We start from the raw sequence: 12,789 nt of genomic DNA, 5'->3' as shown, positions 1-12,789 counted from the left end.
CCGATCCGCACGTCGCTGAAGGCGTCGGGGCCGTCGGCGTCGGCCTTCAGCAGGATGCGGGCCCGCATCAGCAGGCGGGCGGGGTGCGTGCCGGTGCGGATCAGACGGTCGAGGGCCGCCCGCTGCTCGCCGGTGAGCCGGACCGCGACCTTATGAGGCGGGGCCATGAAGAATCCTCCGTGGGAAAACCGCCGCGGAGAATATCCATCTATTCGGATCAGCTGCAACGCTCCACTAGGCGGCGCTGCGGTTCGGGGAGCCTTGGCAGGCAATCGGCAAGCCGACGAGGCGGCGGACGCTGCTGGTCCGCGAGGGCGGGGGCGAGGGGCGGTCGTCCTTCCTCTCCCAACCGCCGGAGGGGAAGCCGCTCTCGACGCTGGCGGAGGTCGCCGGCGGGACCGGGGCGCTGCCGGCCAATCTGGAGGACGCGCGACGGGCGGCGTGGCTGGTCGGGTACGAGATGCGAAGGTGGGACGGCTGGCGCCGGCACGGGACGCTGTCGACGCTCGCCTGACTGCGGCCCCGGGGTCCGGGGGCCCGTCGCCGGTCTGATGAGCGACGGAGGATCCTTCCTTGGCCAGCAAGCTAAACCGAAAGTCGCCGGATAACAATAGGGTGAGCGGCGGAGCCGGCCTGCGGCTCTGTTCGAGATTTCGGACATCCTTCTCCTGGCCTAGCGACGGAGCGATAGGGTCCGCAGCGCCCTTCTTCGCCACAGAAACTTTGATCGCGGGGTCACCTTCGCTCACCCGGGGCGCCGAACCGAGATTCGACCTGTGACCGACCGGCGTTCGAAGCGCCCCGTCGCCGGCCGAGGATCCGGAAGAGGCGACGCACGAGCTTGGTAGGGCGGCGGGAGCGGTCACGCCGCCAGCCGTGAATCCTCGTAGCCCGCTTCCGCCGACGGCGGAACGGTGACCGCACGGAACTCCGCTTTCTCGAGCAGCAGGCCGAGCGGGGCGAAGTCTTGGGTGTGCCGGGCGTCGAGAAGTCGTCGATCGGCTGACGGACGCGACGCGTTTGAGCAGCGCTCGCGGCCGTCTCTCGGACGGCGAGGAACGTCCGCAGTCACGGCAATCGGATCACGGACGCGTCGGGCGCTGCCGCTGCGACCTCGTCGCCCTCTGCACGGCCAGCAGCCTCGCCCGGACACCTCGACTCGAACCTCGTCGATCCGGAGGCCGACCCCGAGATTCCGGATCTTTCAGTTCCACCAGCCGTCGGCGATCGGAGGGCGAATCCCTGACGCCGCTCCCGACTCAGCGAGAGCGGAAAGGGGTGACAGATTTAAATGTCCGTACGCACGGCGCAGCGAGATGGAGCCTTCACCTCCTGTTCGACTTGAGGTTCCACTATCATGTTTGGGTGACATGATTTGCCGACGAGCCGACGGATCTTCGACGACACAGGACATAGGTGTCGCCTTCGCAGACGCGTTCAGCGGGGTTTCCCGTCTGGAAGGGGGCGGACCGCCTCGTCGAGAAGCCCGTCCAGGAAAGAGCTGCGACGGACGTGACGCACCCGGGGCCGGGCCGGCGACTCGGGCGGGAGGACGTCCAGATCGGGCTCCGGCCCCAGGAGGAACTGGTACTCGCCGAAAAAGCGGGGCTCGTCCGTCCGGGGCAAGACCAGGATCCAGCGCCGCCGGTGCAGGTTCTCGATGCCGGCCTTGACCGTCTGGCGTGAGTACCCGAGCCGGCTCCTGATTTCCGCCGGGTCGAGGGCCGGCGCAAGCCGCAGCCACTCATGGTCGGAGTGGGCGTCGTCCAACTCCCCGTTCACGCACTTCCGCCACTGCGACAGCAGTGCGCAGACTTTGCTCAGAAGATAGGCGTACAGCAGCCGGTGTTTCGGCGGGAGATCGAACCGGGACGCCCAGTGCGGCAGCACGCCGTACCCGTCTTTCCCCCGGCCGCTCGGGCGGGGGCCGATCGCGTAGGCCGCCAGCGCCCGCGGCGTAAAACGGTAGACGTTCGCCCCCATCCGTCCGTCCTGGTAGATCAGCCCGTCGTTGAACTCACTGGGGCCTGGCTCTTGCAGCCTCTTGAGATGGCGCTGCACGGTCCGCTCAGAGTAGCCGGCGAGTCCGGCGATCCGCTCGACGCTGGGGTAGGCCTTGTTGGTCGGCACGTTGAGGTGCCGGCGCAAGATCCCCATGGTGATCGCGCATTCCCCGTACTCCCGAACCACCGCGAGCGGAACGCGGTCGTAGCCCGCGGCGTCGCGGACCTCCGGCCCCCGGAGCAGCGCCCGCGGCGGAGCAGTTCGCGGGTCCCCCTCCCTGGCGTGTTCGACCCACTCCTCGGGAGTCTCGTCGGCGAGATCTTCGTAATCGATTTCGTATTGGGCAGGCACGGCGGACCGGGGCCTCCGAAGGGAAAAGGGCGAACGCCGCCGGGGGCGGCGCCGAGAGAGACGGAGCGGGAGCGCCCACAGGCCGCGGTGGAGATACACTCCGGGCGATCCGAGCCCGTGTGGGTGCTGACCGACAGAGGCGTCGGACCCCAACGACCGAGTGGGCAGCGGCGCCCCTGGGCCGGCGCCGCGATCGGCCGTCGTCACTGACGGCCGCTGCCGCCCGCCTCGTTGCGGCCCGCACCGATCACGGCGGCGGACTGACCGAGCGGGCGGCGGTGTTATTGCGAGCGCGTTTTGCCGCACCCACTCCCGGCCAATCTACCCAGTCCTGGACTGCGGCGCCCGCCAAAAGCCCGGCCGTCGGGCCAGATAAGATCGCGGCGAGGCGAACACCCATCGGTCGACTTGGAGAGGGGCGAACCGCAGGTCACCGCCGCGACGATCGCCGGCGAAGGCCCCGGCGGCGATCAGCAGGTCGGCTGTCTCCGTCGGGGTGGCGGCGGCGAGGCGGACCCCCAGGCGCTCCCAGATGACGTCCGGGGCCGACTGCCGCACCGACTCCGCCGCGGCCGGTCGGGCGTCGTGCGGGGCCTTAGCGGCCATAGACCGCGGCCGTGGGGGCGACTTGTGGAAACGCTCCACCAACGTCGGGTCCAGCCCCACCGGCATCAGCCGGATGCCGTCGCCGTTGCCCTCGCCCCCCCGTGGCCGTCGCCCTCGCGGTGCGGTCGGGGCCGGTCGGATCGACGGAGTCGCTGGCGGACTCGCTCTCGTCCGGGACGCCCGGGGCGTGGCCGTCGCGCCGTGGGTCGGTGAGAGGCGCACAAGGTCGATCTCCCGCAGCGCCCGCAGGTGGTTGGCGGCGACTTCGCCGGATCCCGGGCGCGGTCGCTGAGGACGTGCGGCTCCCGGCGACCGCGGCCGCCGATCAGCATGGCCCCCTCGTCGCCGGCGGCGACCAGTCCGCGATGGCTGCGGCGCCCGGACCGCCAACGTCGGGGTACCGCTGGATATCCGGCGGTAGCAGACCCCGCCACAGTTCGACGGTGCAGCCGTCGCCGAGGTCAGACCGTCCGTCGCCGGGCTCGCCGGTCGACCGCCAAGCGTCCGCCGCACACCTCGCGGACCGCAGCAGCCGCTCCAATCGGGGCCGTTCGGTCGGTGGGCAGAACAGGCAGTCGACTACGATCGAGTGGCGACTGTGTGGGCTGACGCCCTCCGGCTCCGCCAGCAAGGCGACCCGTCCCGGCGGCACCGCCTCCAGCGTGACGGGGCGGTGCGGGGAATTCAGGGCCACGGCCCGCCAGCGGTCCTGGACGGACGGCCCACGAGCCGGCTCCGCGCGGTACGCCACGGTCCACCGCCGCCGCCGGCCGCGCGGGGTCGGCCACGCCTCGCTCGCCCGGCGTCAGGCGTATGAGGCTGTGGGGCGCATCCGATCACCATCAGGAGCTATGAACGCTGAAACCCCGCAGTCAGCGGTCGCTCCAGGTAGTCGCCGTATTCCCGCACCGCCGCGAACGCCGCCCGCCACGGTCGACTGCTGTAGTGTCGGTAGAGCAGCGGGCCGGACGGGTGCGGGCTGCCGTGGCAGAGCACGGTTTCGACGGCGTCGGCGGTCACCCCCGCCTGCGTCGCCCAGCCGGGGAACGCCTTGCGAACCGCTCCGAACGGCAGGTTCGGCACCGGGTCTCCGGCTTCTTCGCACCGCTTCCGCAGCGCGGTCCACCGTTTGGCTACGCCGGCTTGGGCATTTTTCAGGGCCGAGTACCCGCCTCCGCCGTCCCGGTAAAGCGGTCGACCGGCCGAGGTGAGCAGCACCCGACGGTCCGACGGGGCGTCCTCGGCCCCGGCCCTGGCCCTGGCCTCGGCCAGGAGGCGGGCCGTGGTCTCCCACATCGGCCACCAACCCATGACGCCGGACTTGGCCCGGACGAACCCGATCCAGCCATGCTCCGCTGGCGGGACGTCCAACCCCTGGACCGCCCACGGGTGCCGACCCGCCGGGTGCAGGTGACCCCAGGCGACCCGACCGGCTTCGGCCGCCCCGCCCGATACGTTCAGCGCCAGTGTGAGCAACAGCCGGTCGGCGCAATCGCCGTGCCTCAGGAGCTTGGCCAGATCGTCGGCGCTGAACGTTTCGACCATGCCGGTGCCGGCGGCGGTTCGCTCGTCCGGCGTGTCCGCCGAGACGCGGCGGTCCAGCCGATGCAGGTCCGCCGGTTCACGCCACGCCGAATCGCCGTCCAGGTGCAGCCAACGAAGAAACCGCAGGGCCTCGGCGACCATCTGCCGGGCCCGCTTGGCCGTGTAACGGTCGCCGGTCCGCAAGTTTTCGGGCCGCCGACGCCAGTAATCCACGATCCGGCGACAGGCGTCTAGATCGAGGGCGGCCAGCTGCAAGTCGTCGTGCCGGGTCAGCAACGCTCGGATCTTGGCGTGGCGGTCGGCGGAGCGGGGGGCCTCGTCCCGCACGTGCGCCAGATACCGCGTCAACGCCCCGTGCAGCGTGCCTTCGACGCTGCGGGGGGGCGCGCCGGTGCGAACGATGCGGGCCGCCCCCGCGGCCAGGGCGGCGGCGTCCGGCAGGTCGTTGGGGGGAGGGGGAATCGGTTCCCCGAGGGCATCCAGACGGACAGCGGCCTCGTAGCCGGAAATCACCGTCTGACGGAGACGCCGCCGGGCGCTCTTGGCGGCGTCACTGTCGCCCTCGGCCTCGTCGGTCATCGGCACGCCCTGGTGGAGACGGCGGATCAGGTGAAGGCCCCAGCTCGCGCTGATCACGGCCCCGGTCGCCCGTCGGGCCGCCTCGGCGGCCATTTGGCCGGCCCCCCTCGGATCAGCCGAACCGGTGGTCCGGATCTGGTCCGCCAGGTGAACTGCCACGTCCGTCCAGCGTCCCTCGGCCTCGTACACGGCCCGAATGCGTTCCCGCCGCGCGGCCGCCTCGGCCGGCGGCACGTCGCCGGGGACGTGCCAGCGCCGACGATCGCCCCGGCCGCCCACGGAGAGCGTGTACCGATTGCGGCGCCGGTCTCGCCTCGGCAGGCCGGAAGCGCGGGTGACCCGGTCGGACGTCGGTGGCGTCGGCATGGCGGGTGGTACTGGGTGGTACAGGAGCCTCCAACGTGCCCTTGTACCACCCAAAACGCCACCTTGTACCACCCACTGTACCACCCATCCGCTCGTCCAGGGGCCGCACGCAGCTCTCTCCAGCCCGCGAAAAAGGCTGTAACCCCTTGCGTCGTAGACAGATACGAAAAAACCCGCCCCGGCAAGCCGGGACGGGTCAGTGGAGGCGGGGGGAATTGAACCCCCGTCCTGCGAACGCTGAGCCGAAGCCTCTACGTGCGTAGTCCTTTGATTGATCTCACGCCGGCCGGTTCATCGGACAAAACCGGGTCGACGCCAGCCCACCACGGGGTTCGCTTCATCAGTAGCGGGCGCTGGGATGAAGCTAGTCGGATTTGTGACCGACTTTCAGGCGCCTCCGACGTGGCCCCTTCAGTCGGCGCGGTCTAGGGTTTCTAGGCCGCGAGGGAGAACTGCGGTTTGGCAGTCATCGTTGTGATCGGCTTTTTACGAGGCCAACCGATCAACCTCGGCACGCCACCCCGACCCGAGACGGACCAGTCGAATCCGATCGCCCCCGGTACGGCGTGACCCGGAACCGCCCGCGACGTTCGCACGCGGTTCCGAACACGTTCCCATTGTCGCACGGCGCTCGGCGCCGTCAAGAGGTCTCCTCCGCAGAGGCCCCGCGGGGCCGCTGCGTTACCAGGAAGCCTCAGCCGTTGGAGTTTTTCTCGACGGTGTAGGGGTGGTTCCGCTTGTTGATCACCTCGGCGTCCTGAATGACGTCGCCGATCTGGAGGCTGTCGACCACCTCCTGGCCCTCAAGCACCCGGCCGTAGACGGTGTGGCGGCCGTTGAGGTGCGGGGTCGGCAGGTGGGTCAGGAAGAACTGGCTGCCGGCGGTGTCCGGACCGCTGTTGGCGGCGGAGAGCGTGCCGCGGAAGTGCTTGCGGGCACCGGGCTTGTCGAATTCGCTGTCGATCGCGTAGCCGGGGCCGCCGCGACCGTCGTCGCTGGGGTCGTCGTTCTTGGAGTTCGGATCGCCGCCCTGGGCCATGAAGTTCGGGATGACCCGGTGGAACTTCGTGCCGTCGTAGAACCCGCTCTCCACGAGGGTGATCATGTTCGCCACGGCGTTCGGGGCCTCTTCCTCGAACAGTTCGAGGGTGATGTCGCCCTTGGTGGTCTTGAAGACGACGCGGGGCAGGTTCATCGACGCCTGCTTCTGCCGGGTCGCCTGCTCCTGGGCCCAGTACTCTTTGTACTGCGGGGCGGCCTCGGCGAAGCTGGCGAACTGTTGGAGCAGCACGCCGGCGGCCTCGGCCTTGGCGAAGTTCTGCTCCGCCTCGGCGAACTTCTGCTGGGCGAACTGCGAGGCCGGCAGCAGGTTCAGGCCGATCCGGTTCTGGGGGGCGGTCGCCAGCAGCTTCTTGGAGAACTGCTCCGCCTTGGCGTAGTTGTTTTCGCCGAAGGCGTTCGTGGCGGCCCAGACGGCGACCGGCTCGCTGAGCTGCGGGGCGGACTCCGCGGCGCTCATCAGCGCATCCCGCTGCTTCACGACGTTCGATTGGAAGTCTTCGAACAGCTGCTCGCCCTCGGCCTCGATCTCCTGCTTCCGCGCCTCGTCGGCCGTGCGGTACTCCGTCTGCAGCTCGACGACCTTCTCGTCCAGCGCCTTTTCACGAGCCCGGATCGCTTCGAGTTGGGCGTCGAGGTCGCCTTGGGCGGACGCCATCGGCGCCGTGAGCCCCGCGACGCAGACGGCGAACAACGCGGCGGTCAGCAGTCGGCGGGGGCGGGGCGGAAGAGAGATTCGCATGAGCGGCTTAAATCGGTCGGGAGGTTCCGGGGAATTGCGCAGCCGATGCTGACCGCCGACCCCGGCTCCGTCAACGGGGCGGGCCCGATGCCCTCCCGCCGCGTCGGGGAAACGCCCGCCCCGCCGGCAGTCCCTGCCGTCCGCGGGCCCGTCAGAAGCGGGCGACCTGCCGCAGCGTGATCAGGCCCCACACGCCGATCAAGGCGTTCCCGACCCACACCGTCCAGCGGGGGTCGGCGTCGCCGTGCTTGGCCAGGTTCAGCATCCCCAGCGTGATCGGGTAGTACACCAGCAGGATCGGCACGAAGCAGATCATGAAGGTCGTCAGAAAACTGCTGCGCCCCAGCTTGATGCTGAACGTCCCGCCGATCAGGGCGAAGAACAGGCAGCTCGCCGCCATCGCCGGCCGGGAGTAGATCTCCGTGCGCACCTTGTGCTCGGGAATGTCCGCTTTCGTCGGCGGGGGCGGCGAGGGCGCCAGTCGGTCCGGCCGCGGCAGTTCGCCGAGCGTCAGGTCCAGCGTGGCGACCGCCGCCGCGTGCCGCTCCCGGGCGGCGGTGTTTTCCTTCAGCACCTCGAGTTGGTGGAACAGGTCCGCCGTGGTGCGGTGACGGGGCTTCGTTTCCTCCTCGGAATCGCCGAGCGGGAAGGCCCGCACCTCCCGCTCGAAGTACCCGTTGACGCTCCCGCTGGACTGGAGCAGGCCGCGGTGCATCTCCACCCGCACGACGTTCTCCTCCAGGTCGAACCGCACGTTCGCCCGCTCCGCGGTCACCGTGACCGGGCTGCGGCCGGCGGGGGCGTAGCGGAACTGCGGGCCGATCAGCGTTTTCCCCTCCACGTCCCGGGCGGTGATCATCAGCCCGCGCTCGGGGTCGCTGAAGCGGTTGGTGGTCCGGAGGAAGTCGAGGAACAGGTCCTCCATCGCGTCGGAGACGATCCGCTGGATGTTCCCCATCGCCCAGGGGATGACGCGGTCGGTCAGCACGAAGCTGGAGACGCTCAGCACGACCGCCAGCAGGAACGCCGGGGCCAGCAGCGAGAAGACGTGGGCGCCGGCGGCCTTCGCGGCGATCACCTCCTGATCCCCGCCCATCCGGCCGTACACGATGCACACGCTGAGCAGCAGCGTCGCCGGGATCGTGAACGGCATCAGCGAGGGCACGATGTACGGCAGGATCTGGGCGATCTGCTCCGCCCCCAGACCTTCCTCGCTCGCCCGCTGGGCCACGCCCACGAACACCAGCAGCACGGTCAGGACCGCCAGCAGGAAGCCGAACACCCGCAGCAGTTCCCACAGAATCGCCCGTTGAATCAGTCGCAAGGCGGCGTCTCCGGGGGCGTGCGAACGGGTACGGCGGGAATGATAGCGACCCGGCGGGCGGTCGTGACGGGAAGACCGAAGAACCGGTCCGCCGCGTTGATCCTCCTTTGTCGGTCGGGGGCGGCCGCCGGGTCAATCCCGCGCAGCAACCCCCGCCCGCACGGCCGGGACGTTCGACCGCTTTCCGCCCCGCGGGGCCGCCGATCGGGCGGTCCCGGGTTGCCAGCGGCGGGGCGGGGCGGTCCGATGCGTACCGTTCCGAACGCCTTTCGCTCTCTCACCGTCGCCGCCGTCGTGTCGAACCGCCCGCGTCCCGTCCGCTCCCTCGGCCTCCGCACCCTGGCGTTCGGGGGGCTCCTCGCCGCGGCGTTCGTCGCCGGGCGTCTGTCCGATGGCCCGCTGCTGCCGGTCGCCGAGGCCCGGCAGGAACCGGTGGACGACGCGATCGTCATCCGCATGAAACAGGGATACGAGGGGTTGCGGCGGGCGCAGCTCGCCCTGGAGCAGTCCGGCCGCTACGTGCCGGCCGCCAACGGGGTGAACGCCTTCGTGACGCTCGCCGGCGGGTACGACGTGCTGGGCTCCCTGGAGAACGGCCGCGGCGTCGACCCGGAGACCTACGCCGCCCTCGAGGCCGGCTTCGCCCCCCAGGCTGTGCTGAGCGAACTGGGTCGCGACGAAACCGGCCGTCTGACCTACAAGGACCGCCTCGTGCGGTTGCTCCCCCGCAAGACGCTGCAGGCGATGTACCTGCGGCGGGCCGAGGTGCTGGGCGAGACGCTCTGAGGATCGCCCTGCGGCGAGGGCGTGCGGGCGGCGTGGCGCCCGACGACGACGACGGCGGCGCGGTCGGCAGAATCGGCCGGACCCGTGCGTTCGTCGGCTCAATGCGGCCGGCGGAGCGTTCCGGTCGAAGTCAGGGAGAACGGCTCGGCGTCGGATCGGCCGACGCCGTTTTCGGAAAATCGAGCCCCGTGCGACGCTTCGGCTGGAGCGTTCGCACAACCCGCCCGACTGGGCGGACCGGCGAGACTTTTCCGCCCCGCCGCCGGATTCCGTCGCCCGCTCGGGCGCTCCCGTCCGGTAGACTGGCAGCCGCCGAATCCACCTGTTCCCCACACGCCTTCACCCCGGGAGACGCCCCCATGTCGCTCCGCTCTCGCCGCCCGCTCCCGGGCCTGTCGTCCCGTTCGGCCCTCGGCTTGCCGCGTCTGGTTCGCCGGGCGTTGCCCCTGGCGATCGCCGCCGCCGCCGTCTCCCTGCCCGCCGCCCAGGCTCAGGTCGGGGTCCCGGACGTGCAGGAACGGATCCGGCTCGAAGCTCAGGAGACGCAGGCCGAGCTGCGGGACGACGACGTCACCGACGAGATCTTCGACGACGGCAAGGAACGGGACGTCCCGAACGCGACCGGAACCGTGGGGGATCCGGCCTCCGAGGACGAGTTCTCCGGCGACCCCAGCAGCCCGGACGACCTCGACCGCGACCTCATCAAGCGGGACGGCGACGTCGCTCAGGAGAGCGTCGTCGGCGCCTTCGACCGGCAGGTCGTCCGCACCGAGCAGTTGGCGACGGCGGTCGGCCGCGCGATCGATCAGACCCGCCTCTACGCCGGCCGCAACCCGGACCTGGCGATCGTCGAACTGAAGCAGGCCCTGCTGAGCGTGCAGACGGCCGAGGACGTCAACCCGGTCGTGCGGGCCCAGCTGGAACGCCAACTGGAGGCGGAGATCCAGCAGGCCCGCAACCTGTCCATCCAGGCCAACGAAAACGAACTGCTCCGTCAGGTGCGGGAGTCCGAGGAGATCGCCGCCCTCCGGGCCCTCGAGGCCCTGCGGACCGAGGAGGAGAATCTCGAACAGCTGATTGACCAGGTGCGGGCCTCCATCGACGACGCAGTGCACGGCGACGACTTCGCCTACGAGGAAGCCGAAGACTTCGCCCGGGCGGCGGTCAACCTGCGTCCGGGCAACATGCCGGCGACCGCGGCGGTCTTCACCTCCGAGGCGGCCGGGCAGCTCAACAAGGCGTTCCGTCTGCGGAGCATCCGCAACGACCGGTTCCTCGAGACGCTGTACCAGGTCGAACTGAGCCACGTGCCCTTCCCGGACGAGCCGCCCGTCCGGTTCCCGGCCGCGGCGGTCTGGGAGGAACTCTCCCGGCGCCGGAAGGCCCGCTACAGCGCCGTGAGCCTGCAGGCGGACAGCGCCGCGGAAGAACGCATCCGCGCTGCCCTCGACCAGCCGACCAGCCTCGCCGGGCTGCGGCCGGGCGACACCCTCGCCGAGGCCTTGGACGCCCTCGCTGGCCTCCATCAGATCACGATCCTCCCGGACAACGCCCGACTGGACCTGGAGGGGATCGACCTGCGGGACCTCGCGATCGAGAACCCGCCGGTGCTGGAGGGCGTGAAGCTGAAAAGCGCCCTTAAACTGCTGCTGGAAAGCGTCAACGACGTCCCGCTGACGTACATCGTCGAGGACGAGGTGATGAAGATCACCACGCAGGACTACGCCGACGAGCGACTGTTCACCCGCGTCTATCCGGTCGGCGACCTCGTGATCCCGATCATGTCCGGCATGATGGGCGGTATGGGCGGCATGATGGGCGGCATGGGCGGCGGTATGGGCGGTATGGGCGGCGGCATGGGCGGTATGGGCGGCGGCATGGGGGGGATGGGCGGCGGCGGCTTCGGCGGCGGGGCGTTCAGCCTGCCCCCGGAGACTCTGCGGGTCGACGGCGGCGATGCCGCGGAAAAAAAAAGCCGCTAGCCGACGCTGAGGCGTCCGCCAGTTCGAACGACCGCCCGGCCGGGACCCCGTCCCGCCCGGGCGGTTCTGCGTCTGCGGGGGAACAGGGCGGCGAACCGGCCGGCCCGGACGCGCTGCCGGACGGGATGGCGGAGGGGTTGGAGATCGACCGCAAATTCACCCGGCAGATCCGGCAGCTCAGCCGGGCGGGGGAGCACGAGGAGATCATCCGCCTGCTGCGGGAACGCATTGACGCCGGCGAGGCCCGGCCGTGGATGTTCGAGGTGCTCGGCCTGACCCTCAAGCTGACGGGCGCGGACGAGAAGGAGGTCGCCGACGCGGTGCTCGGCGGGTTCAGCCCGGAGGCCGCCGACCCCGCCGCCCTGCTCGCCGCGGCGACCTACATGCACCAACTGGGGCTGGACCGGCGGGCGGTCGAGCTGTGTCAGCAAGCCTCCGAAGACGCCCCGGACGTCGCCAAGCCCTACGGCATGGCGTTGGAAATGGCGGACCCCGCGGAGCGCCCGCTGGACGCCGTCTGGGCCGCCGCGGGCGTGCTGCGGACGGCCTGGGGAGTCCGGGCGGAACCGGCCCGGGAGCGGGCGGAGCAGATCGCCGAATCCGCCCTGCGGGAGCTGCGGCGCCGCGGCGACGAGGCGGCGCTGGCCTCCGCGAACGCCCAACTGGACGACGCCCACCGGGCGGACCTGATCGTCCGCGTCCGTTGGAGCGGCGACGCCGACGTGGACCTCACCGTCACCGAGCCCCCCGGCACCGTCACCGGGCCGACCGTCCCGCGCAGCGCCGGCGGCGGCGTGCTGGTGCGGGACGGCTTCGGCCCCGCCCGGGAGACCGCCGTCGAGGAATACCGGGCCCCGACGGCCTTCAGCGGGGTCTACCTGCTGGACATGGGCCTGACGACGGGGGAGCCGGTCGGTCAGCGGGTGCGGGTGGAGGTGATCCGCCACTTCGGTTCGCCCTCCGAGAGCCGCGAGGAGTTCACCGTGCCGTTGAAGGCCGTGCACACGCCCGCCCTGATCACCCTCCGCGGCGGGCGCCGGGTGAGCCTGACCAGCGTCGACGAACAGACCCCGCCCCCGCGGGCCCGCCGCCTGCGACTGGCCGACCTGACCGACCGGGGCGCCGGCGTGGCCGGCGGCCGCGGCTTCGGCCCGGCGCCGGGGGTGAACAACCAACTCGGCGGCGGCGTCGGGGCCGTCGGGTACCGGCCGAACGTGCAACTCATTTCAGAGGGCGTCGCCAGTTCCGCCACCGCGGTCGTCAGCCCGGACCGCCGGTTCGTGCGGCTGTCGCTGGCCCCGCAGTTCACGAACCTGATCGACGTGTTCAACTTCACCTTTGCCGGCACGAACACCGGCGTCGGCGGCGGCGGTTTCAACGCCGGCGGCGGCGGCTTCGGCGGCCCCACGCCGGGCAACTGAGGGCGAGCGAAGGCGAGCGGGGGG

At 70.9% G+C, this 12,789-nt stretch carries 10 protein-coding genes and 1 other RNA gene; 3 read left to right on the top strand and 8 right to left on the bottom strand.

Annotated elements, in window-relative coordinates; translation table 11 throughout:
• Positions 1 to 234: 234 nt before the first annotated feature.
• The 8 genes from ACG2DA_RS17905 to ACG2DA_RS17870 form a co-directional block, all read right to left on the bottom strand.
• Complete coding sequence (locus ACG2DA_RS17905) at positions 235 to 417, bottom strand: hypothetical protein (RefSeq protein WP_395257329.1); 183 nt, start codon at positions 415 to 417, stop codon at positions 235 to 237.
• A 1,020-nt stretch (positions 418 to 1,437) separates the two neighbouring features.
• On the bottom strand, positions 1,438 to 2,355 hold the full coding sequence (locus ACG2DA_RS17900) for a helix-turn-helix domain-containing protein (protein ID WP_395257327.1): 918 nt from the start codon (positions 2,353 to 2,355) through the stop codon (positions 1,438 to 1,440).
• Between the two features lie 321 nt (positions 2,356 to 2,676).
• Positions 2,677 to 2,961: a hypothetical protein gene (locus ACG2DA_RS17895; protein ID WP_395257325.1), complete on the bottom strand. Its 285-nt coding sequence runs from the start codon at positions 2,959 to 2,961 to the stop codon at positions 2,677 to 2,679.
• Positions 2,962 to 3,286: 325 nt separating this feature from the next.
• Positions 3,287 to 3,655, bottom strand: coding sequence for a hypothetical protein (locus tag ACG2DA_RS17890; protein WP_395257323.1), 369 nt, complete (start codon positions 3,653 to 3,655; stop codon positions 3,287 to 3,289).
• Between the two features lie 155 nt (positions 3,656 to 3,810).
• Positions 3,811 to 5,451 (bottom strand): hypothetical protein, encoded by a 1,641-nt coding sequence (locus ACG2DA_RS17885; RefSeq protein WP_395257321.1) that lies wholly within the window; start codon positions 5,449 to 5,451, stop codon positions 3,811 to 3,813.
• Positions 5,452 to 5,648: 197 nt separating this feature from the next.
• Positions 5,649 to 6,009, bottom strand: a transfer-messenger RNA (tmRNA) gene (gene ssrA / locus ACG2DA_RS17880).
• Between the two features lie 136 nt (positions 6,010 to 6,145).
• Entirely contained in the window at positions 6,146 to 7,252 is a 1,107-nt protein-coding gene (locus ACG2DA_RS17875) for a peptidylprolyl isomerase (protein WP_395257319.1), read from the bottom strand.
• 151 nt (positions 7,253 to 7,403) lie between these two features.
• Entirely contained in the window at positions 7,404 to 8,576 is a 1,173-nt protein-coding gene (locus tag ACG2DA_RS17870; RefSeq protein WP_395257317.1) for an LptF/LptG family permease, read from the bottom strand.
• Between the two features lie 246 nt (positions 8,577 to 8,822).
• On the opposite strand from ACG2DA_RS17870, the gene ACG2DA_RS17865 reads away from it, so the two are divergent.
• From ACG2DA_RS17865 to ACG2DA_RS17855, 3 genes are all read left to right on the top strand, one after another.
• Positions 8,823 to 9,362 (top strand): hypothetical protein, encoded by a 540-nt coding sequence (locus ACG2DA_RS17865; protein ID WP_395257315.1) that lies wholly within the window; start codon positions 8,823 to 8,825, stop codon positions 9,360 to 9,362.
• Between the two features lie 416 nt (positions 9,363 to 9,778).
• Positions 9,779 to 11,344 carry a hypothetical protein gene (locus ACG2DA_RS17860; RefSeq protein WP_395257313.1) on the top strand — a complete coding sequence of 522 codons (1,566 nt, stop codon included), beginning with the start codon at positions 9,779 to 9,781 and terminating at the stop codon, positions 11,342 to 11,344.
• Between the two features lie 125 nt (positions 11,345 to 11,469).
• On the top strand, positions 11,470 to 12,765 hold the full coding sequence (locus ACG2DA_RS17855) for a hypothetical protein (RefSeq protein WP_395257311.1): 1,296 nt from the start codon (positions 11,470 to 11,472) through the stop codon (positions 12,763 to 12,765).
• Positions 12,766 to 12,789 lie beyond the last annotated feature (24 nt).

The organism is Alienimonas sp. DA493 (assembly GCF_043951915.1).
Lineage (GTDB): Bacteria > Planctomycetota > Planctomycetia > Planctomycetales > Planctomycetaceae > Alienimonas.
Note: the sequence above shows the minus strand (reverse complement) of the source record. Positions and strands in the feature narration are given on the sequence as shown.

Coding starts and splice junctions, on each gene's coding strand:
- ACG2DA_RS17895 (WP_395257325.1), bottom strand. CDS start 2,961: ATGGCCGCTAAGGCCCCGCACGACGCCCGACCGGCCGCGGCGGAGTCG.
- ACG2DA_RS17885 (WP_395257321.1), bottom strand. CDS start 5,451: ATGCCGACGCCACCGACGTCCGACCGGGTCACCCGCGCTTCCGGCCTG.
- ACG2DA_RS17875 (WP_395257319.1), bottom strand. CDS start 7,252: ATGCGAATCTCTCTTCCGCCCCGCCCCCGCCGACTGCTGACCGCCGCG.
- ACG2DA_RS17865 (WP_395257315.1), top strand. CDS start 8,823: ATGCGTACCGTTCCGAACGCCTTTCGCTCTCTCACCGTCGCCGCCGTC.
- ACG2DA_RS17855 (WP_395257311.1), top strand. CDS start 11,470: ATGGCGGAGGGGTTGGAGATCGACCGCAAATTCACCCGGCAGATCCGG.